Origin of the sequence: Pseudomonas sp. VE 267-6A (assembly GCF_024126555.1) — a bacterium.
Lineage (GTDB): Bacteria > Pseudomonadota > Gammaproteobacteria > Pseudomonadales > Pseudomonadaceae > Aquipseudomonas > Aquipseudomonas palmensis.
Genome location: NZ_JAMYBY010000002.1, coordinates 188,333 through 207,915, shown reverse-complemented (window position 1 = coordinate 207,915; position 19,583 = coordinate 188,333). Strand labels below are relative to the sequence as shown.

General features: G+C 58.5%; 15 protein-coding genes and 2 pseudogenes. 7 read left to right on the top strand and 10 right to left on the bottom strand.

The genetic code is table 11. The features are described from left to right. The first annotated feature begins 19 nt into the window (after positions 1–19). Positions 20–367, top strand: a complete 348-nt coding sequence (locus NJH59_RS02845) for a hypothetical protein (protein ID WP_058541323.1) — start codon at positions 20–22, stop codon at positions 365–367. A 6-nt stretch (positions 368–373) separates the two neighbouring features. Here the strand turns inward: NJH59_RS02845 and NJH59_RS02840 are convergent, their stop codons facing one another. Further along, positions 374–1,339, bottom strand: coding sequence for a GlxA family transcriptional regulator (locus NJH59_RS02840; RefSeq protein WP_054915308.1), 966 nt, complete (start codon positions 1,337–1,339; stop codon positions 374–376). Positions 1,340–1,465: 126 nt separating this feature from the next. Between NJH59_RS02840 and NJH59_RS02835 the strand changes: the two genes are divergently transcribed. Beyond that, a complete protein-coding gene (locus NJH59_RS02835) occupies positions 1,466–2,107 on the top strand; it encodes an HD domain-containing protein (protein ID WP_043864536.1) in 642 nt (213 codons plus the stop codon). Between the two features lie 9 nt (positions 2,108–2,116). Here NJH59_RS02835 and NJH59_RS02830 read toward each other — a convergent pair whose 3' ends face one another. From NJH59_RS02830 to NJH59_RS02820, 3 genes are read right to left on the bottom strand one after another with little or no spacing between them, the layout of a single operon-like run. Continuing rightward, complete coding sequence (locus NJH59_RS02830; RefSeq protein WP_253086362.1) at positions 2,117–2,338, bottom strand: divalent metal cation transporter; 222 nt, start codon at positions 2,336–2,338, stop codon at positions 2,117–2,119. Next, positions 2,335–2,895, bottom strand: coding sequence for a divalent metal cation transporter (locus tag NJH59_RS02825; protein WP_253086361.1), 561 nt, complete (start codon positions 2,893–2,895; stop codon positions 2,335–2,337). The genes NJH59_RS02830 and NJH59_RS02825 overlap by 4 nt, the downstream gene beginning before the upstream one ends. Further along, on the bottom strand, positions 2,888–3,199 hold the full coding sequence (locus tag NJH59_RS02820) for a divalent metal cation transporter (protein WP_253086360.1): 312 nt from the start codon (positions 3,197–3,199) through the stop codon (positions 2,888–2,890). The genes NJH59_RS02825 and NJH59_RS02820 overlap by 8 nt, the downstream gene beginning before the upstream one ends. A gap of 212 nt (positions 3,200–3,411) precedes the next feature. Between NJH59_RS02820 and NJH59_RS02815 the strand changes: the two genes are divergently transcribed. The 5 genes and pseudogenes from NJH59_RS02815 (at position 3,412) to NJH59_RS02795 (ending at position 8,519) form a co-directional block, all read left to right on the top strand. Continuing rightward, positions 3,412–4,068 carry an acetyltransferase gene (locus NJH59_RS02815; protein ID WP_253086359.1) on the top strand — a complete coding sequence of 219 codons (657 nt, stop codon included), beginning with the start codon at positions 3,412–3,414 and terminating at the stop codon, positions 4,066–4,068. After that, positions 4,065–4,928 (top strand): 3-hydroxyacyl-CoA dehydrogenase family protein, encoded by an 864-nt coding sequence (locus NJH59_RS02810; RefSeq protein ID WP_253086358.1) that lies wholly within the window; start codon positions 4,065–4,067, stop codon positions 4,926–4,928. Before NJH59_RS02815 ends, NJH59_RS02810 begins: the two co-directional genes overlap by 4 nt. 172 nt (positions 4,929–5,100) lie before the next feature. Continuing rightward, positions 5,101–5,769 carry an acetyltransferase gene (locus tag NJH59_RS02805; protein WP_253086357.1) on the top strand — a complete coding sequence of 223 codons (669 nt, stop codon included), beginning with the start codon at positions 5,101–5,103 and terminating at the stop codon, positions 5,767–5,769. A gap of 860 nt (positions 5,770–6,629) precedes the next feature. Next, positions 6,630–6,989: an IS66 family insertion sequence element accessory protein TnpB gene (gene tnpB, locus NJH59_RS02800; protein ID WP_253086356.1), complete on the top strand. Its 360-nt coding sequence runs from the start codon at positions 6,630–6,632 to the stop codon at positions 6,987–6,989. A gap of 18 nt (positions 6,990–7,007) precedes the next feature. Further along, a pseudogene (locus tag NJH59_RS02795) lies at positions 7,008–8,519 on the top strand (IS66 family transposase). 749 nt (positions 8,520–9,268) lie between these two features. On the opposite strand, the pseudogene NJH59_RS02785 reads toward NJH59_RS02795, so the two are convergent. The 6 genes and pseudogenes from NJH59_RS02785 to NJH59_RS02760 all read right to left on the bottom strand — a co-directional run. Further along, positions 9,269–9,445 (bottom strand): annotated as a pseudogene (locus NJH59_RS02785) (DUF2514 family protein); the annotation flags it as partial. A gap of 72 nt (positions 9,446–9,517) precedes the next feature. Then, positions 9,518–10,657: a hypothetical protein gene (locus NJH59_RS02780; RefSeq protein WP_253086355.1), complete on the bottom strand. Its 1,140-nt coding sequence runs from the start codon at positions 10,655–10,657 to the stop codon at positions 9,518–9,520. A gap of 9 nt (positions 10,658–10,666) precedes the next feature. Continuing rightward, positions 10,667–12,775, bottom strand: a complete 2,109-nt coding sequence (locus tag NJH59_RS02775) for a hypothetical protein (RefSeq protein WP_253086354.1) — start codon at positions 12,773–12,775, stop codon at positions 10,667–10,669. A 66-nt stretch (positions 12,776–12,841) separates the two neighbouring features. Beyond that, on the bottom strand, positions 12,842–15,409 hold the full coding sequence (locus NJH59_RS02770; protein WP_253086353.1) for a hypothetical protein: 2,568 nt from the start codon (positions 15,407–15,409) through the stop codon (positions 12,842–12,844). Continuing rightward, positions 15,409–17,163, bottom strand: coding sequence for a hypothetical protein (locus NJH59_RS02765; protein WP_253086352.1), 1,755 nt, complete (start codon positions 17,161–17,163; stop codon positions 15,409–15,411). The genes NJH59_RS02770 and NJH59_RS02765 overlap by 1 nt, the downstream gene beginning before the upstream one ends. Then, positions 17,160–19,583 (bottom strand): hypothetical protein, encoded by a 2,424-nt coding sequence (locus tag NJH59_RS02760; protein WP_253086351.1) that lies wholly within the window; start codon positions 19,581–19,583, stop codon positions 17,160–17,162. Before NJH59_RS02760 ends, NJH59_RS02765 begins: the two co-directional genes overlap by 4 nt.

Genomic DNA, 19,583 nt, shown 5'->3' with positions numbered 1-19,583 from the left:
ACGACTCAAGCGAGCCCCCATGTCCCGATACGCCATCGCCGTCACCGCCGCCGACCACAAGCCAGGGATCGTCAAGCTGCTGCGCCAGTGGTCTGCCGACAGCATCGGCGAGCTGATGCGCAAGGTGGGCACGCAAACGCCGGTCGTGCTGTTCGATACCACGGACTTCGCCCTGGAGGTGCCCAGCGAGCAAGGCACGGTGACGCAGCAGCAAACGCTGCTGGCAATCATCGATGCGCTGGAGCAGGCCGGCGCCAGCCTGCGCATCACCCACCATGCAGGCACGCTGGTGGAGCCGCTTACGCGTGAGATGCTGGAGAACCTGTTCGAAAGCGAGCTGCTCTACCTGGGCCAGGAGCACGACTGAGCGTTGCTACGCCCCGCCGTGCCCGTAACGCTTGCGGTACTCGGCAGGTGTCACCCCCACGTGCTTGAAGAACGCGCGGCGCAAGGTGTCGGCGTTGGCGAAGCCGCATTTGGCGGCGACCTGCTTGGGCGCATCACCACCGGCCTCCAGCAGGGCGCGTGCAGCGGCCACCCGCGCCGACTCCACCCAGGCTGCGGGCGTGACGCCCACCTCGGCATGAAACAGCCGGGCAAAATGCCGGGGGCTGAGGCCGGCATGTTCGGCCAGTGCCTCGACTGTCAGCGCCAGCTGCGGGTTGGCGGCCACCCAGCGCTGCACTTGCTGCAACACCGAACGCCCGGCTGGCTGCGCCTCGCCCTTGCGGCTGAACTGCAACTGCCCGCCCGGGCGCTTGAAGAACATCACCAGTTGCGCCGCTACCCGCAGCGCGATTTCACGGCCCAGGTCTTCCTCCACCAGCATCAGCGCCAGGTCCAGCCCGGCAGTGACCCCGGCGGCTGTGCGCAGCTTGCCGTCGCGCACATACAGCGCATCCTCTTCCACGCTCAGGCTCGGGTAACGCTGTGCCAGGGCCTGTGCCGCGGCCCAGTGCGTGGTCACCCGCCGCCCATCCAGCAACCCGCTGGCCGCCAGCGCGAAGGCGCCGGTGCACACCGAGCCGAAGCGGCGCGACTGGCCCGCGCAATCGCGGATCCAGGCCAGCAGCGTGTTGTTCAGTTGCATCCGCGCCGCATCCGGCGCCCCGGCCACCAGCAAGGTGTCGAAGCACTGCCCGGGCTCACCTGCCACCAGGTCGGGCAACAGCCGCGCACCGGACGAGCTGTGAATGGGCCCTGGCTCGCACGCCACCACCTGCAACGTGTAGACCTGCCGACCCGCCTCGACATTGGCCTGGGCGAACACATCCAGCGGGCCCGACACATCGAGCAGTTGAACACCGGGCAGCGCGAGTACGGCAATGGTTCTGGTCATGGCGAAGGGCGAACCTCAAGGCGTCGTGATTTCACGTGAAATGGCAGTATATGGCGTATCACGCCATTTGAGGACAGCAGTGTCGAGCCTGACAATGGAGGCGAACCGCAACCCGGAGCCTGCCCCATGACACTCGACATCCACGGCATCAAGATCCCCGACAGCCAGCTCGCCCGCGAAATCACCGAGGTGGTACGCGATACGGCCTCGCCCCTGCTGTTCCACCATTCCAGCCGCGTGTTCTACTTCGCCGCCCTGGCGGGCCAGAAGCGCGGCCTGAAGTTCGACGCCGAGCTGCTGTACTGCGGCTGCATGTTCCACGACATGGGCCTGACCCATCAGCACAGCAGCGCCTGCGAGCGTTTCGAAGTGGATGGCGCCAATGCCGCACGCGACTTCCTGTGCGGCCACGGCATCGCCCAGCAGGACATCGATACGGTATGGACCGCCATCGCTCTGCACACCACCCCAGGCATACCGGAGCACATGCACCCGGTGGTGGCGCTGGTGACGGCAGGGGTCGAGATGGACGTGCTGGGGCTGACCCACGGCCAGTACGGCGCTGCCGAGCGCGAAGCCATCGTCAGCGCCCACCCGCGGGGCGAGCATTTCAAGGAAGACATCATCCAGGCCTTCTACGACGGCATCCGCCACAAGCCGCAGACCACCTTCGGCAACGTCAAGGCGGATGTGCTGGCCGACAAGGACCCCGCCTTCAAGCCCGGGAATTTCTGTGCGGTGATTCGCGGCTCGAAGTGGGCGAGCTAGGCACCTGCTCTACAGCGTCACCAGCATGCAGGCCACGGTGATGGCCATGACCCCGGTGGCAATCCACCCAAGCCAGCGCAACCGCGGCCTGATCACGTGCTCGCCCATCGTTTGCGGCCGCGATGCCAGCAGCATCATGACCACCATGATGGGCACGGCGATCACGCCGTTGAGCACTGCCGACCAGAACAGCTCCTTCACAGGGTCGGTGGGCGTGAAGCACAGGATCACCCCGCCGCTTCGGCCACGGCATAGGCTGCCGCCCCCGCGAGCGGGCGCAGCGCCTCGGCCGCCTGGGCCGAGGTCTGGATATCCGTGATACCGGCGGCACGCAGCGTTGCCGCCGTGCTCAGGATGATGAAGAACGCGATCAGATTGGAAAACGTCATGCCCACCACCGTATCGACCCGGATGCGCAGCAGGTGCCGGCGCACCTCGCGCCTTGCCGGCACCTGCTGGCCCGTGGTGGCGTCTTCCATTTCCTGCGCGGCCTGCCAGAAGAACAGGTAGGGGCTGATGGTGGTACCCAGCACCGCAACCACCATCAGCAGGGTGTCATGGTTGAATGCGATATCGGGAAACATGATACCCCGCGCTACCGCGCTCCAGTCCACGTGCACCATGAACGCCACCGCCACGTACGACAGCAGCGCCAGGGTCAGCCATTTGAGCCAGCTGACGTAGGCGCGGTACGGCATGAACACCTGCAGCACCAGGCACAGCAGGCCGAACGTGACGGCATAGATATGCGCCGACCCGCCCACCAGCAAGCGAAGGGCCTCAGCCATGGCTGCGATGTCGGCCGCCAGGGTTCAACGTATTGGCCACCAGCAGCATGCTCACCACGGCCCACAGTACGCTGGCGGGAGAGCTCTGCTTGATATTGACGGCCAGTCCGCGACGGGTGATGTAGCCGATGCGTGCGCTCACCAGTTGAATCGCGATCATCAGGGGCAGGGTCAGCACCACGGTCCACAGCATGGAGAAGCCAAACTGTGCGCCGGCTTGCGAATAGGTGGCGATACCGCTCGGATCGTCGTCGGCCGCGCCGGTGATCAACCCGGGCCCAAGCCGTCGCAGGCTGCGGCGCAATCCGATTTTCCTGACAGGCTTCATGGCCGCGCCTCGATTCACCTGCGAGGTGGGCCGAACAAAGACGCAGGCGACAGCAAACAGACTAGATCAGGTAATGCGGACCATGCGGCTTACGTATTGTCACCTCTAAACATGAGCCAACACACCATCTCCCACAATCGCTATAATCGTGCCCTTTCGCTGAGAAAATTGCTCATGCAAGGTGAACAATGGATATCTATGCAGTCGTAGGCGCCGGTGGGTTTGGTCGTGAGGTGGTGCCGATTGTCAGTGCCATGATGGGCACGACAAGAAAAGACGTTTTCAAGGTGATTTTCGTTGATGACAAACTCAAAGAAACCTTTGTTAATGGATATGAACTATTAGACACGGGGACATTCCTGAAACTCGAGGGAAATAAATTTTTCAATATTGCAATTGCCAACAGCAAATCAAGACAGACAATTTCAGAAAAATTTATTTCAGCCGGAGCAAAGCCATTTTCAATAACGGCTCACAACACCTTGACACTCAGCGACATCAAAGACAATGACAGCGCCATCCTTTGCCCTTTCACCACCATTGCTACCAACACAACAATTGGAACCTTCTTTCACGCCAACTTGCACTCTTATATTGGTCACGACTGCTCGATAGGAAATTATGTAACCTTTGCACCCAACGTTCATTGCAACCATGGTGTAACTATCCAAGACCATGCCTACATCGGCACGGGAGCGATAATAAATAATGGCACCCCCGACCGCCCGATAATTATTGGCGAAGGGGCTATTATTGGAATGGGAGCAGTAGTCACAAAAAGCGTACCTCCTTTCACAACGGTTTTCGGCAATCCGGCAAGACCGCTCCGCCGAATTAAGGCATGAAATTGACAGCGAAATTGAAAGTTTCTGTTATCGGCTCTGGAACGATGGGCAAAGGAATTGTCCAAACGCTCGCGCAGGCCAAATGCGTGTCTTCCATTATCTGGCTTGGCCGTTCCATTGAGGGATGTAGTTCCTCAATGAATGAACTTTCCCTTCATTGGGAGAAGATGGTCGGGAAAAAACGGATCATAACGGAAGACGCCGCCGATTTTTTAGCCAAGATAACGGTTACCGAGGACTATAATGAGATATCTGACTCGTCTCTCGTCATTGAAGCGGTGTCAGAAAACATGGATATCAAGCATACGCTGTTCAAGAAAATATTCTCCGCTGCAAACAGACAGGCGATCATCGCATCGAATACCTCGTCACTATCAATCACTGAACTATCAAGCTTGTCTCCCAATCCCGACCAATTCATCGGGCTTCACTTTTTCAATCCAGCCCCGGTAATGCGGTTGGTGGAAGTGGTCGCTGGCGTGGCCACCTCTTCAAGCACGATTGACTGGTCACTGAATTTTGTCAGGCAACTTGGTAAAGACCCAGTCGTGGTAAATGAAGCACCAGGGTTCATTGTAAATCGCATGTTGATCCCGATGATTAACGAGGCAATCGGTATTTTGGCAGAGGGCGTAGCCAGTGCAGAAGAAATAGATAAAGCCATGCGTTTTGGGGCCAACCATCCTATTGGACCGCTCGCCCTGGCCGATCTTATAGGTAACGATGTAAACCTTTCAATTATGGAGACGCTCCACAATGAAACTGGCGATCCAAAATACAGGGCCCACCCCCTGTTGCGGAAGATGGTAAGAGGAAAAAAACTTGGGAGAAAAACAGGCTCGGGCTTCTTCGATTACTAACGACGGAAATCAAGAACAAACAGCTTGACGCCCTCCGCAAGATAGTGCCAACTGAACTGGCGCTATCCTAGGAGGACAGGAAGAGATACAAATCGATGCAATGACAGCATGCAATAATAGCCTTCGCTGCATTATTTAGATTAGCAAAGTAAACATAGCAAAAGGATATCGAATGGTCAGGTACGCAATTTACGGATGCGGGGGCTTCGGCCGGGAAGTGGCCCCTTTGGCACGCGCGCAGGCTGATGCCCTGAATAAAAGCATTGGCATTATTGATGATAGCTCAGTCGTCTTTGTGTCAGATGATGAAATCGAAATTGGCACCACCATCAATGGTATCCGCGTGCTCGCTTTCGAAGAACTGTTGAAGCAGTTTCCTGACGCGGGTGTCGTTATTGCCGTGGGCTCATCGCTTGTCCGCCGCAAGATCGCTGGTCAGTGCGACGCGGTGGGACTATGCTTCGGCAACATTTTTGCCCCCACAACACAGCGCCTGGATGCTGTTGACATTGGCCAAGGATCCATTTTCTGCGATTTTTCGATGGCGACCTCGAACATCAAGATTGGTAAGCACTTTCACGCCAACATCTATTCCTACGTGGCACACGACTGCATTGTCGGGGATTTCGTGACACTTGCACCCAAAGCCTGCATTAACGGAAATGTGATACTCGAGGATGACGTGTACGTCGGCAGCGGTGCAATCATCAAGCAGGGTACACGCGAAAAGCCACTACGTATTGGCAAAGGTGCCGTGATTGGTATGGGGGCAGTCGTGACCAAAGATGTACCTGCCGGGGTAGTGGTCGTCGGTAATCCAGCCAGGCAACTGGAGCGGTAAACGGGTGACTTCAGAGGTTCCGCCCCTGCGCCGCCACAGCGCCTGTCATGCGGCAGACGTAAACGGTGCATGTGCAACAATCTTGACGTAGTCCCCTGCCCGCACCTGAGCGAATAAACCAATCGCATACGCCTTCCGCACCGAGGCATAAAGCTCCATGTGAGCTTGAAAGGATTTGGTGCGCTGATGTTGAAGCATCCCTGCGACGCCACTTATATGATCACGAGTATGGAGGCTACGCTTAGAAGCAGCATATGGACAAGTATTGGGAGGCCGCCGCCGGCCTCAGTGAATGCGTGTAAAAGCTAAGCGAAGAACGCGACGGCCTCATTGCCCAGGACAAACCAGAGGAAGCGACCCAGATCAGCAAGTCTCTGAGCACACTCGAACCCGCGATTGACCAAATGACTCTGTTCGGCGCTACTTTCACGAAGCACAGAAGCCTACGCACTCCCTATGGCAGGCCAGCATCAGAACAGCTCTCCACAGCGCAGCTGGTGACCAATTCATGTTCACCAGTTAACTCAGCCTTGCCCTACTACCGATCGACGGCTCAACGGCATATCTTCCTTCCCGGATAGCTTGCTTGTGAACGAATGTCCAGTTCTCTTGGTAGGCTAGCTCCTTGTCGCGGTTGCGGATCTACTGCCATCGTCCCCTTACGCCCCCTGATCGCTGCCATGCGGAATTGAGACACGGCGATTTATAATGGGTACGTCCTATCAACCGCTTGGTAAATATACCTCTCTGAAACGGTACCAAACGCGGAACCAAAAGTAAGCGCTCCATGAACCCCACATTCAAAGCCGCCGCTTGATCCCGGATGCTGTGCTCCCGATTTCTTTCTGGAGCCCGCCGCTATGATGCGTCCCGACGCTAAGGTCGAAAAAGTCTATCTCTACCCCAAACCCGTCGACTTCCGGAAACCCATTGACGGCCTGGCTGCGTTGGTCGAACTGGCTATCAAGGTCGCGGTGTTTGACCCCGTGCTTTTTGTCTTCCTCAACAAACCACGTAACCGCGTGAAGATCTTGTACTGGGAACGCAACGGCTTCTGCCTTTGGATCAAATGTCTGGAGTCCGAGCGCTTCAAAACGTCGCCCGACGTGACGGATGAAGCGATTGTCCTGACTGTCCAGGAACTCAACTGGATGCTCGACGGTTTTGACCTCTGGCGTAACCGTCCTCATCAGGTTTTGACGCCGCGATTCGTGGCCTGATTCTGTATAATCCAGGGCATGAATTCTGTGCCCGAAAACCTCCCTGACGATCTTCAACTTCTCAAGCAGATGCTTGCGAAGATGCAGTCGCGGGTCGGTTTTCTTGAAGAAGAAAACGCGCTGCTGCGCCAGCGCTTGTTCGGACGCAAGTCCGAGCAGACAGCTGATCCTGCTACGCCTCAGCTAGCCCTTTTCAATGAAGCAGAAAGCATCGCCGACGTTGCCGACGAAGACACTGAAGAAGAGGTCGTCGCACCCGTCAAGCGCCGTGGCAAGCGCAAGCTGCAGCCCGCTGACCTTCCGCGCATCGAGGTCATCCACGAACTGCCCGAACATGAGCTGACTTGCACCTGCGGCTGCCGCAAGCATGCCATCGGCGAGGAGATCAGCGAGCAGCTTGAAATCGTCCCGATGCAGATCCGTGTCATCAAACACGTCCGCAAAGTCTATGGTTGCCGTGACTGCGAAGCCGCTCCGGTCACTGCGGACAAGCCAGCTCAGTTGATTGAAAAAAGCATGGCCAGCCCGAGCGTTCTGGCGATGTGGCTGACCACCAAATATGTGGACGGCTTGCCGCTTCATCGATTTGAAAAAGTATTAGGTCGCCACGGCATCGATATCCCGCGCCAAACCTTGGCTCGCTGGGTTGTCCAGTGCGGCGAGCACTTCCAGCCATTGCTGAATTTAATGCGTGACAGCCTATTGGCCAGCCAAGTCATCCATTGCGATGAAACGCGGGTACAAGTGTTGAAAGAGCCTGACCGCGAGCCAAGCAGCCAGTCGTGGATGTGGGTGCAAACCGGCGGCCCACCCGATAAGCCGGTGATCCTTTTTGAATACTCCACCAGTCGAGCGCAGGAGGTGCCGACGCGCCTGCTCGAAGGCTATCGCGGTTACGTCATGACCGATGATCATGGCGGTTACAACGCACTGGGCGCTCAAGCTGGAGTTGAGCGTTTAGGATGCTGGGGTCATGCGCGTCGCAAATTCGTTGAAGCACAGAAAGTGTAGCCCAAAGGTAAAACGGGGCGCGCAGATATTGCGCTGAATCTGATCAACAAGCTTTACGGCATCGAACGCGACCTAAAAGCTTGCGGCGACACTGCACGTCAGATCGGTCGTCACGAAAAAAGCCTGCCGATACTGGCTCAGTTGAAAAGTTGGATCGAAAAGACGCAGCCACAGGTCACCGCTCAGAATGCCCTGGGCAAAGCCATCAATTACCTCGCCAGTAACTGGAGCAAGCTAGAGCGATACGTCGAAGAAGGCTACCTGCCACTCGACAACAACACCGCCGAACGCGCAATCCGCCCCTTCGTGATCGGAAGGAAGAACTGGCTGTTTAGCGACACGCCCAAGGGCGCGAAAGCCAGTGCTCAACTTTACAGCCTGGTCGAGACTGCCAAAGCCAACGGCCAGGAGCCCTATGCGTGGCTGCGCCATGCACTCGAACACCTTTCAACGGCGACATCGGTTGAAGATTACGAAGCCTTGCTGCCGTGGAACTACTCACCCGCATCGCCTAGCTGAGCGCCCCACCCATATTGAGTTCAGTGGGGGTTTATGGAGCGCTTACGACCTGCACAGCCACCCGGACGAGCGCGGCACGCCAGAAACCGAACCCTGCTCGGGATGCGGAACCCCAGGCTGGACAGCCGCATGCGATAAGTGCGTCCCCTACTGAGGTCACCATCATGACAATTCTTAAGCTCTCCGGCTGCTGCCTGACCGGTGCGCTGATATGGCTGTGCCCGATCGGCGGGGCCGGGCTCCCGAATGAGCACGCCGAACGCTTCCTGATCTAGATCTGGGCCGTCGCCTTCCGGTCGAACGCTTGGCTTTCCTGATAGACTGTCTCACCCTTTTTTACGTTCCGGATCTGCACAATATTCGCTGTCCATCCGTCCTTGCGCTTGCTCTGCGTGATGGTTCCCATGGGGCTTTGCTATATGACTGTTTGAGGTTGCTCACCTTGTAGCGACAAGCAAAGCAAAACCAGCAAGAACCGGAATAATTCGGCATCAATCAGAGATACAGAAATGCAACAGATTCAAGCGGAAAACCCAACAACCCCAGGCAATACGGTAGTCAGGAGGTTTTCTGTTGCACCGATGATGGATCGGGTCGATTAAACGAAGGGGCCCAATGATTACTGGGCGTTTAGGACGCTTGAAGATTTGCTAAAGCAAAAATTCAGCAAGAAAGGAAGGATGACCATTGAGTTGGTCATTTTTTGGACAGTAAAAGGCAGCACTGCGGTCTAGCACTGCCGGTGTTTCTCACGGCCTCTGGATGCCGTCAATAACCGCCTCACACGCCAGCCCCGCTATTCGACTTCGCTCAAGCGCTGCTGCGCAGCTGCCCGCCATTCTGTCAGCGTCTTCAAGCAATCCCCCGAGCACCACGACGGCAGAGGCTCCTGTCTGGCGCTGCTGGGCAGCGATGGCATTGCAGGTGGTTGCGTGGTGATGGACATGCGTTTTCTACATCCAAAAAAACGCGCGAGGCGGGCTTGAATTTATGTTCGACTAATGGGCGACTGGTGGCTCATCTCCAGTCCAATATCTTCGGTATGAATCAACTTTCAAAACATCGCCTGGCGCCATCGTAAGTTTCTCTACAGCTATCGGATACTGCTTTCGAGATGACGATATATCGACCACCCCCGCCAGCGAAATAACATCGCCGTTCAGAGTGGCACGCTGAACACCAATTGTCTGGCCAAATTTAAAGGTAGACCACGCAATCTTTTGCGAAGACTGGAGTCCATACGAGCGAAAAGGCTCTGGAGGATCGGTAATATCAATCCACGCCCCATCTCCCACTCTCTGCATCAATCTGGTGTTCTGGTAGTTAATAGGGCCACCCTGAGCACCAGGCATTGAGAATGATCGGAGTTCCTGGTAGGCCTTCACCGTTGTATGAACAAGGGTGTCGCTGCCCATGAAGGTATAGCGAACTGTTACCCTAGCCACCGCACTCTTATCGGGTGTAGGCGAGAGAAGTTCGTAGGACTCGCTGACGGTCAGCTTCGGAACGGGACGGAATTCCTTGCCCAAGCTGCGAAACATTCCGGCACTCACAGACCTGTATAGGCGCTGCACAGAGGGGTAAACCTGGGCCTGGGATTGGCCTTCGATGGCTATGGATTGAGAGCCGTCAACCTCGGAAAGACTTCCGCGCGCTGCCAGCTTGAACTGCCAGCTGCCTTTCTCGCCCTGCTCCTCAGAAATAAATGTGGCTGACTGATTATCAGTTGAAACTACTCGGAATTTCGTGCCATCCGCATCTTTCCAGGCGCTATCAACCTGAATTTTTTGGTTGACCGGTACGCGCGTAGCGAAGAATGCGCCGTGATTTGCACCGATGTATGTGCCATTGAATTTGACAGGAGAAATATCATCTTGCTCCTGTGAGACGACGTATCCACGATCGAATGCGACATCACCTACCGACGAGACTATACGAGCACCGGCGAAGTTTATTACTTGGTTCCCGCGACCAAAGCTCTTGATGTCGATCTTTCGAATCATGTATCTGTTGGGGCCGAACTCGGATCGGATAAAAACGGAGTCACCGACGACGGCGGCCTCCGTTTTTACATCACTGCCATGCGCGCTATATGAAGCGGCAAGAAACATCCCTATTCCAAAAAATAACCGCTTCATACACCCTGCTCAGAACCAGTTTGTTGCATCGTGATATGGGATTGTCGCATAAAGCGAGCAAACCGTGGGAGCCCCTGTGATAGTCGGGTCAGGCCGATAAACGACGGCGCCGCTTGAGGTGATAGTGAAAAGTCCATTTTTGCCAGTTGGGTCAGGGTTAGACTTGAAGTTGGCACCAGCAAAGCCGGGGAAATCCTCAACGGGGATAGTGCCCAACGTGGTGAGTACAGCCGGAACAGTAGCTAGGTTGACGACTATCTCAATGCAGTGGTCGCTGATGCGATAGCCAGTGAAGCGTCCGGGGATCGTCGAGTTATTTGCAAACCCGCTGCCGCTCATGTCGAGCGCTTTCCACATCGGATCACGCAGAACTGCTTGTTTCTTCGAAGTGCAGGACAGGCCAAGCCGCTGGGCCAGCGTCTCCGCGATCAGGCGGTGACCAATTTCCTCCGGGTGCACGCCGAGCGACAGACCACGCTGGTTCCGTTCTGCTTCGGTGTACTGCGCACCCGAAACCGTCCACACCTGGTCCGCTTCGATCAATATGGCGTTCGGGACGCTTGCCGCACCCCTCCGCAAAGAAACCCGCAGGCCGTGGCTGTATGGCATGTTGTAGAGGAAGTCGATGAACACAACTTTTGTTCTATTTTGCGATGCGGCGGTAATAATCCAATCGATCCGTTGGTCGTACGCGGCCTGTGCCGCCTCGTCGTAGTTTGTAATGTCGTTCGTGGCAAGGGCCCAGATAAATGCGTAGCAGCCGGCGCTCGCTTTGTTGATCACATCCTGACCTACATACCGACCTGCGCGACCATCCCGGCTGAAATTGTTAACCCTGAAGCTATTTCCAGTCGTGTCGTTAGTGAACTCAAGACCTGTAAGGCGGATGGTCCCAGACTTACAGCGCAATGTGAATTTAACGACACCTTGATTCGAAGCGACAAGGTTTCCTAGCTCCATCGCCGGGCCTCGGTCGTAACCAGTCCCTGCGCTATTCGTGGTGATTGTTTGCACTACAACACTATTGATTACAACTTCAATCTCTCCAGTAACTGTGCCGTCGTACCAGACCCTCATATATCTCTGACTTAGCGGTGCTTTCAAATTCTGAGTACTACCTGGAACTACCGACTGAAGTGCAAAACCAAAGGGGATATGCTGCGCCGCTGCGTTGGTCAGAGAAGTCCAGGTGCCGGTCTGACTACCAGAAGTGCTGAAGTACTGATTAAATGGATCTGAAGGTGAACCAGAACCTGAGATGATATTTAACAGCCCTATATTGGACTGACCAAATTCAATGTTGAGCATCTTCTTCAACAATCCGATGTAACTATCACGCTCGATATTCGTGCAGTTCGCACCAAAGCTTATAGAGTCTCCAAAGACATTGATGCATCGTAGACCCCAAGGGTTTTGAGCCGCCAGATTACCATTTACAGATAAGTGCCCTTTGGTCGAATACGCATTCTGGCGTGCGAATCCGACAGATGTTTCAGAGCGCAGATCAGATATGTACGTATCGTGCTCGATAAGCTTAGATCGGACAGTTGTGCCGTTGTGGCCGATCATCGCTGAACCCTTGGCAGAGTCCGCATTGTTCGCCAGGTCAATGGCAAGTTCGGTTCCAGACCCAGAGGACGGGAGCACGCCGATGGGGTTCCCCTCGTTGTCGAAGCCCATCACCTTGTTTGCTCGAGAAGATGCTCCCGGCAAGCGCTCAGGCTCGGGGTCCGAATCTGGAACTCGAAGCGCCCTACCCAGCTGGCTTTCACTCTGCTGATCAATCATCGTTAAACGATCGAATACAGTCTCATGGGTCTCGGCCAGGTATTTCCCCTGGTTCCGCAGATCGGTAGGCTGAACGATTGGCACCACTCTCGATACCACCAGCCGCTCTCCAACCAGGAGCGGAGCGGTCAGGATAACGGACCCACCATTTTGCGCCCCGGCGCCAGTGACCGTGTAGTCAGGCCCAAGGACAAGGGTGTGGTTATCCCCATAAATGTTGATCCGCGTTACGACAAGGTGAGTGGCATCCAGAAAGCGGAAGCCGAACGGGAAAACTGTCGCCCCGTTCCCGTTGAAAGTTTGAATGCTATCAGTAGTCGATACGGTCAATTTTCTATGCTCCAGAAATGCGAAAGCCCCGCACTTGACGGGGCTCACTGTTGGGATGCTTGGTTGTTACCTGGCGATACCCAGCGGGTCTTGATAGCTCTGTGATGGCCTGACCAGGAACTCTTGTCCGTTCTCCTGGCGGATTCGATCCTCGGTCCTTCGCAGCGACCCAGGGTTTAGTGCTTCCTGCACCGAGAACATGAACAGGTGATCCATCGCGATTCGCGCGTAGAACAGGTTCATGAACGGTGTGTTGTTTTGAGCCAGGCGAAGCGCTGATGCTGCAGTGTCGTCACCCTCCTTGGCCCTGGCCCAGAGGTTGATCAGGTCGGCGGCGGTGCCCAGGGCAGGCCCTGCGGCTGACTCGAGCGCCGTGTTGCCGAAGCGGTTGGCCTCACCGAACAGGTAGTCGCCGAAGATACCCAGTCCGCCGCCCTGCACCATCGCCGCCAGCCAGGTCTTGGGATCATCGGCCGGACGAGGCTCACGCCCTTTTGTGACGTCCTTCGATGCGGTCGACAGGTAGCCGAAAGCCGTGGTCCACAAGATCAGTTGTGCCAACGCCAGTCGCTCGCCGTTGCCGTTGCGCAGCGCCTGCACCAGGTCTCGCCCGCCACGGAAATCATTGCCCAGGGCCGTCGGGGTATACCCGCGGCCATACAGGTCGCGACCGAGTGTCTTCTGCATGTAGGCGGCCGGGAAGCTCTTGAACTGGGTGATGAAGCGCAGCAGGTCACCCGGGACGGTACCGGGCTGGGTGCCCTGGTTCATGATCGAGCGTGTGCGGGCGTCCGGCTCCAGCACTGCATAGGTCACCCGATCGTTGACGTAGGCGCGCAGACTGCGCTCAAGGTCTTGGCGGGCTTCGCGAATAGCGCCTTCCGACACTGGGCGATTGCGCTCTGCAAGGTACTGGCCTATGCGCTCGTCACTGATCGCCGCAACCCCGTCTGGGGTCATGTACTCGCGGCCATCGGCCATACGCATATCCATTTCGCGCAGCAAGTCCCACTTGCCAGCGTCCAGGTCGTACAGGCCCAGGGCGCGCTTGAAGTCAGAATTCAAGGAGCCCCAACCCTTGCCTTTGTTCTGAGCCAAGTTGTGCGCCATCATCAGGCCGGCGCTGGCCTTGTTGGCGTCAGTCCACCAGGACAGACCGTTCAGTCGGAAGAAGTGACTCATGCCGCGGGACATCTTGCCGCCCACCGAGTCGTCGGCGGAGAACCGGCGCATGATCTCCCCGCGCATCGAGTCGGCGAAAACACCGTAGGAGGACAGTATCTGGCGCTGCTCAGCGCTGCCCCTGCCCTTCAGTAGGCCGGCGCCCATCTCTGCCAGGCTGCCAAGAAAGCTCCGCCCCTGATACTTCATCTCGCTGGCGGCCACCGGCAGGTCAGTGAAGCTGGACAGAAGCGCGCCGCCGAGCTTCGACAGGGACTGCCATGCGCGGACGTTGGCCGCCACCCGGGCCTGTGTCGCATTACCTGGAATGCGCGTTTGGCCACTGACTTCCTTGAATCGGTTCTCGATTACACCGCGCCGAGCGGTGTTGAAGTTGGCAAGAGCCGTAGGATCGCCAGTCTTCCGCACATCCTCCTTGATCACGTCCATGGCCATGTTCAAGTTGGCCTCTGGATTGGTGCCGAGGCGGCGCATCATCGCCGTGTTCTGCCCCGATAGATCCAGCCCACGTAGCACAGCCTCGCGCAGGTTGCCTGTGCCGAAGAGCTGGTTGTACTCATGCCAGGCCACGCCATCCTTGAAGTGCAGGACGCGATCTTGGCTGATCTTCTTGGCCAGATTGGCCGGCCCCCTGAACCCGTTCGGCTGCTGGCCTGTTGGTGACTTGAGGTGATCACCGGAGACCAGGCCGTCGTAGACCCCCTTGAGGAATGCCATGGGGTCGCCACCTTCGCGGAAGGTAGCCTGGTCCAAGCGCGGCAGAATCTCTTCAGCCCAGCGCTCGAAGCCAGCGACTCCAATCTTCTCGCTGTCGTGGCTCTGGCGGGCGATGTAGCCAGGCATCTTTCCGATGCTGGCGCCGGCACGGTTGGCATCGATGCGGGCCCCCTCCTGGTAGCGTTGGATGATTCGGGCAATCTCGACCACCTGCGGGTTCAGGTCCTTGGTCTCGAGGTCACGGCCAACCCGCCAGAGCGCATCGGCGATGTCTTGGTCGGAGTCGCCCCGGGCAAGCACGGCGGTCAGGTCGGCGCGGTCCAGATCGGCCAGCATTCCTCCAATGTAGGCGTCACCCAGCGCCTTCTGCTCGGCAGCGACCGATAACCGGGAGCCCTGGCGCGCCAAGTTGGTACCGACCAGGAACGACTCGACACCAAGGTCTGGACGGTCGGCGAACTGATCGCGGACGAAGGCCACCAGCCGTGCACGGGCTCGCACGTTGATCAGCGCGTTTCGCCGCTCAATGATGGCGGCATGTTCGGCCTGCTTGGCCAGCTCGTCAGCCGCACGAAGGTAAGCCTGCTCGCTGCCCAGAGCTCCTTCGCGCGCGATGATCTCCTGGGTTCGCCCGCGCAGAAGCTGGAATATTTCCTGAATCTCGTTCGGCTCCATGTCGCCGGCTGCGGCCCTGACCGCGTCGGCGCATGGGCTGATTCCCGATGGAAGTGCCATCAACCTCTCCCCAGTTCGCAGATGGCCGCGGCACGATAGGCCTTGGCGTATTGTTGGGCCTTCGCGGCTTCTGCATCTGCCGCTGCCATTTCGTCTCGACCCAGCGCCTCAACCTGGGCGCGCTGATCGGCTGGCAACTGCTCAAGCATCTCTCGCGCCAGCGCTTCGTCCTCGGCTAAGGCCGCCCGCGCGTCTTCAAGATCATCGACCGACTTCGGCTGCCCATCGATGCGCCGGCTCTCGACTTGCCCTTCTGGGTCAATGCGGCGGCCCTGCGGACGCTTCAAGTACTCCAGAGCACTGGCTGCCTTGGCGGGATCCTCCAGCTCGAACAGCTTGGCTACATCGATCTCCCGCCCGCTCATAGCCTGGGCCACGGCGGTGCGAAGGGCATTCTCGCGAATGGTCCAATCTGCTCCCTCGGCGGTTTCACGAGCAGTGCGGATGGCTGCGCCCAGCGGGCGCTGCTGGTAGCCCTGCATGATCTGCCTGGCCCTGGCCTGTACCTGCGGCTGTAAGCGCTCTGGAACTTGCCCCCGCTCAATCATTCCTGCGTCGCGGCGATCCAGCTCGCCGGCCCGGTTACGCTCCAGCAGGGTGTCGATCTCGCTGGTGCGCGCGCGAATTTGTTCGCGCTCTACCGCTATGGCGTCGCGGGCTGCTCGCTCTGCCTGCTTGCGGGTCAGGCGTTCGCCCTGCAACGCCTTCGCCCGGTCGCGATAAGTTGCGTCAAGGGCCATATCCTGAGCCACAAGACCTACCCGCTCGGCCTTGAGGTCAGCAACATTGCCAACGCGCTCGCCGGTAAGTGCAGGCCTGATTTCGTCCAGCGCCTGCTGCTCGGCCGACCGATACAGCACAGCTCGGTCGGTATCGAGTTGCCTGGCGAGGCCAGAGCGCAGCGCAGCTTCAGGGTCTTCATCGAACAGGCGGGCGAGATCCATGCCCCTACCTGAATCACCCGACCGAGCGGGTGCACCAGCACTCAGGGCGGTATCGACCGGCGTAGCTTCGGTGGCAAGCCGGCGGCGAAGTGCATCACTCACCGCGCCACCAATGGAGTGCAGGCCACCACCAAGTACCCCACCAAGTGCGATGTTGGCCAGAGAGTCGGAAAGTCCATACTCGGTCTGATCAGCCTGGGCAGCCAGCAGCGGTAGCGGCTCAACTATGGCAGCGCCGACCGAACCCTCCACAGCGCCAACACCACCACGCACTGCTGCCCGCCCCATTGGTGTAGCGGCGCCTGCCAGCAAGCGGGCGTACCGCGCCTCGCCAACAACAGGCACAAAGGCCGAAGCAATGTTGAGCGGATCGAGCAGGGATGCAGCAAGGCTGGCTGTAATCTGGGTTGGCATGTTGCCACCGCCCGCCCTGGCCATGATCTGCTGGCGCGCCAACTGCTCGCGATGCCGCTCGATCAAGACCTCCAGCGCTCCTTGGCGAATGCCCTGGTCGGGGATCTTGATGTCGAGCCCTGCCCCTGCAACCTGCTCGCGCGCCTGCTCGGCGCCCAGCAAGGGCGTCTCAGGCTCAAGCCGGCCGGCATTTGGCGCGAAGTATGATTCCGGGCCCATGACGACGGCGCGACCTTGCTCTTGCTGGTTCAGCTCTTCCAGGCGAAACGCCGACGTGCTGGGGTTGGTCGAGAACGCCTCGTCGAATGCCGCGCCGAACACATCCCCGCTGTTCGCCGGCACGTCCAGTAGCGTGCGCTGGTCAAGCGCCGGGGCATCGCCTGCATAAATAGTCAATTGTTGATCCCCAGGCCGCGCACGCGACCGATCTGCGATGCACTGCTATCCCGCTGTTGCAGCCCCTGCTCTGTCAGTTCATCCCAGGTTCTGGTGATCGGCTTGCCATCCTTGCCGAGCAGGCGATACCCGTTGAGCGTTAGCGATAGACCCGACTCGTCGTTGTTCGGCACCCACTGGCCGCCATCGATCACAGCTTCGCGCAGTTGCTCAAGGTTCACGTCGTCTGGAACGCCACGGATCCCAGGCAGCAGCATCAGGTCGTCAGCGCTGATGCTTTCCAGCGCCTGGCTGGCGCCACGCTTCACTGCGGCGGTATCAAGTGATTTGGGCACTCGGTAGGTGCCGAAGAATTCATACTTGTCGTTCACCATGCCGTTCACCACCCGCTGGGCGGCCTTGTCCGGCGCCATGCCTTGGCGAACGTAGGACAGGGCCGCCTTGTTGGCTGCCTGGTACATGGTGTTGAACGTCTCGATACCACCGACCTGCCCCTGCAGCGACTGCGCGAAGGGCGCCATGCTGGACTGGACTGCGGCCTCCACGTTGGTCGCCACCCCTTTTTCCAGGCCCTTTTTCAGCTCAGCCTCACTGAGCGAGGCGACCGACGCCATGCGCTCAGCAACATCTTTCGGCAGGCCGGTGGCGATCACCTGTGCTTCTGGCGGTAGTTTCTTGCCGAGCTGCTGCGCGATCAGCGGAAAGTTTGCCCCCCACTGCGCCTGCTGCTGCTCGATCAATGTGGCGGCGCTCTCGCCGCCGGCCACCTGGCTGTTGAAGCCAGCAGCTATTTGGTCCGCCGCTGCATCCGGGAGAAGCCTTGGGGCCTGGACGCCTAAGCGGCGCTGCTCTGCAATGGTGGCGTCGGCATATGCCTTGTAGGCCTCTGGCGTTCCGGCCTGCTGGGCTGCTGCAAAGGCTTCGCGGACAGGACTGCTGTAGGTCGCAGCGTATGCAGCGGGATCCGCCTGCTGCTGTTTCATGAGGCCGGTGGCAACGGTCGCCAGCCGCCGGTAGAGCTGGTCGTCTTCGGCAAATCCTCTGCCCGCCACTGGTCTGCCGTTGGCATATTGCTTTGCCTGGTCCTCATGCAAGGCCTCTGCATAAGCCGTGGCGTTCTCCGGAGTGTCGAACTTGCCCAGGTTTCGACCCGTCTTCAGGTAGGTGTCGATCGCCTCCTGGTCGCTCATGATGCGGCCATCTTCGCTCACGGTGGGCAACAGTACCTCTTGGCCGTCAAAGTTGACCGACATCGAGCGGACCGTACTGATCGATCCATCGGGGTTCTTCACCTTTGGCCTGCTGTTCAGATCGATATTGCCCTGCTCCAGCAGTCCTTCCGCTTTCGGCCCATAGGTTGGCCCCGCCTGCTGCGCAGGTGCTGGATTAAAACGAGCAAGGATCTGCTGGCGCTCTGCGGGCGTTGCGGTGGCGAATTCGCGGATGGCAGGCGCAACTGCCTGAACCTTTGCGAACGACTCATAGGCCTGTCCGCCCTTATCGCCGTATGCCGCGTTGAAGTCGGCACGGCTCGGCGGGTTGTCGAATTCGAACCCCTGAAGGTATGCGGACTGGGCATCCTGAACACGCGACTGCAGCTCTACCCGGGCAATGGCCTGAAGCTGGCGCGCCTCAACTTGGCGCTGCCGGGATTCTGCTTCCTGACGCCTGAAGCCTTGGTCAATGCCGTTGCTGGCCCGAATCTGATCTTCGGCCGTCATGCCGCCTTTGAATTGCTCGTACAGCCCCTTCGCTTTCTGTGGTGAGTCCACCAGCATGCGCTGTATCACCGACTGGGAAAGGGTGCTGTTCATGCGCTGGCGCTGCGCCTGCAGCTCCTCTGGAGACCAGCCGTTGCGAGCTCCGCGTGCCTGGATGACCGCGTCCATTTTGGCCCGGTTCTGCTCGATGGCCTGCGGGTCGTTGTAGTTCAGCGCTGCACTGTCCAGCGAGAGCTGAATTGACGACTTGTCGACGTCATCCTTGTAGGCCTGCTGCTCGCGAAACTCGTAGGTGCCGAGCTTGCCTTCAAGGCTGGTTCGACGCTGCAGCGAAGCTTGGCGGAACATCTGGCGCTGCTGTTCGCTGGCCAGGCCGTCATAGATCGCCTGCTGCTGCTTGTCGAACTCGCCCAGCACAGACTGGCTGATGTTCAAGGCAGCACTGCCCTTGCGGGTAAACGCTCCATTCTCAGGATCGTACAGGGCCTTGTTTTGCCAGGTGCCGAGCTGATTGTCGGCGTTGAGCAGCGCCGTTTGGTTCGCGTCCTGGACCTCGCGTTGGTAGACCTGATCCAAGTCGCCGGCCAGGCTCGACAACCCTCGACCAAGGCCAGACGCATCGGTCGATGCCTGCGCAACGCGCGGGGCGGCAACTGCCTCCGGCCCGACGCGGCGTTGGTAATCTGGAATTCTCGCCAT

Coding starts and splice junctions, on each gene's coding strand:
- NJH59_RS02845 (WP_058541323.1), top strand. CDS start 20: ATGTCCCGATACGCCATCGCCGTCACCGCCGCCGACCACAAGCCAGGG.
- NJH59_RS02840 (WP_054915308.1), bottom strand. CDS start 1,339: ATGACCAGAACCATTGCCGTACTCGCGCTGCCCGGTGTTCAACTGCTC.
- NJH59_RS02835 (WP_043864536.1), top strand. CDS start 1,466: ATGACACTCGACATCCACGGCATCAAGATCCCCGACAGCCAGCTCGCC.
- NJH59_RS02825 (WP_253086361.1), bottom strand. CDS start 2,895: ATGGCTGAGGCCCTTCGCTTGCTGGTGGGCGGGTCGGCGCATATCTAT.
- NJH59_RS02815 (WP_253086359.1), top strand. CDS start 3,412: ATGGATATCTATGCAGTCGTAGGCGCCGGTGGGTTTGGTCGTGAGGTG.
- NJH59_RS02810 (WP_253086358.1), top strand. CDS start 4,065: ATGAAATTGACAGCGAAATTGAAAGTTTCTGTTATCGGCTCTGGAACG.
- NJH59_RS02805 (WP_253086357.1), top strand. CDS start 5,101: ATGGTCAGGTACGCAATTTACGGATGCGGGGGCTTCGGCCGGGAAGTG.
- tnpB (WP_253086356.1), top strand. CDS start 6,630: ATGATGCGTCCCGACGCTAAGGTCGAAAAAGTCTATCTCTACCCCAAA.
- NJH59_RS02780 (WP_253086355.1), bottom strand. CDS start 10,657: ATGAAGCGGTTATTTTTTGGAATAGGGATGTTTCTTGCCGCTTCATAT.
- NJH59_RS02770 (WP_253086353.1), bottom strand. CDS start 15,409: ATGGCACTTCCATCGGGAATCAGCCCATGCGCCGACGCGGTCAGGGCC.
- NJH59_RS02760 (WP_253086351.1), bottom strand. CDS start 19,583: ATGGCGAGAATTCCAGATTACCAACGCCGCGTCGGGCCGGAGGCAGTT.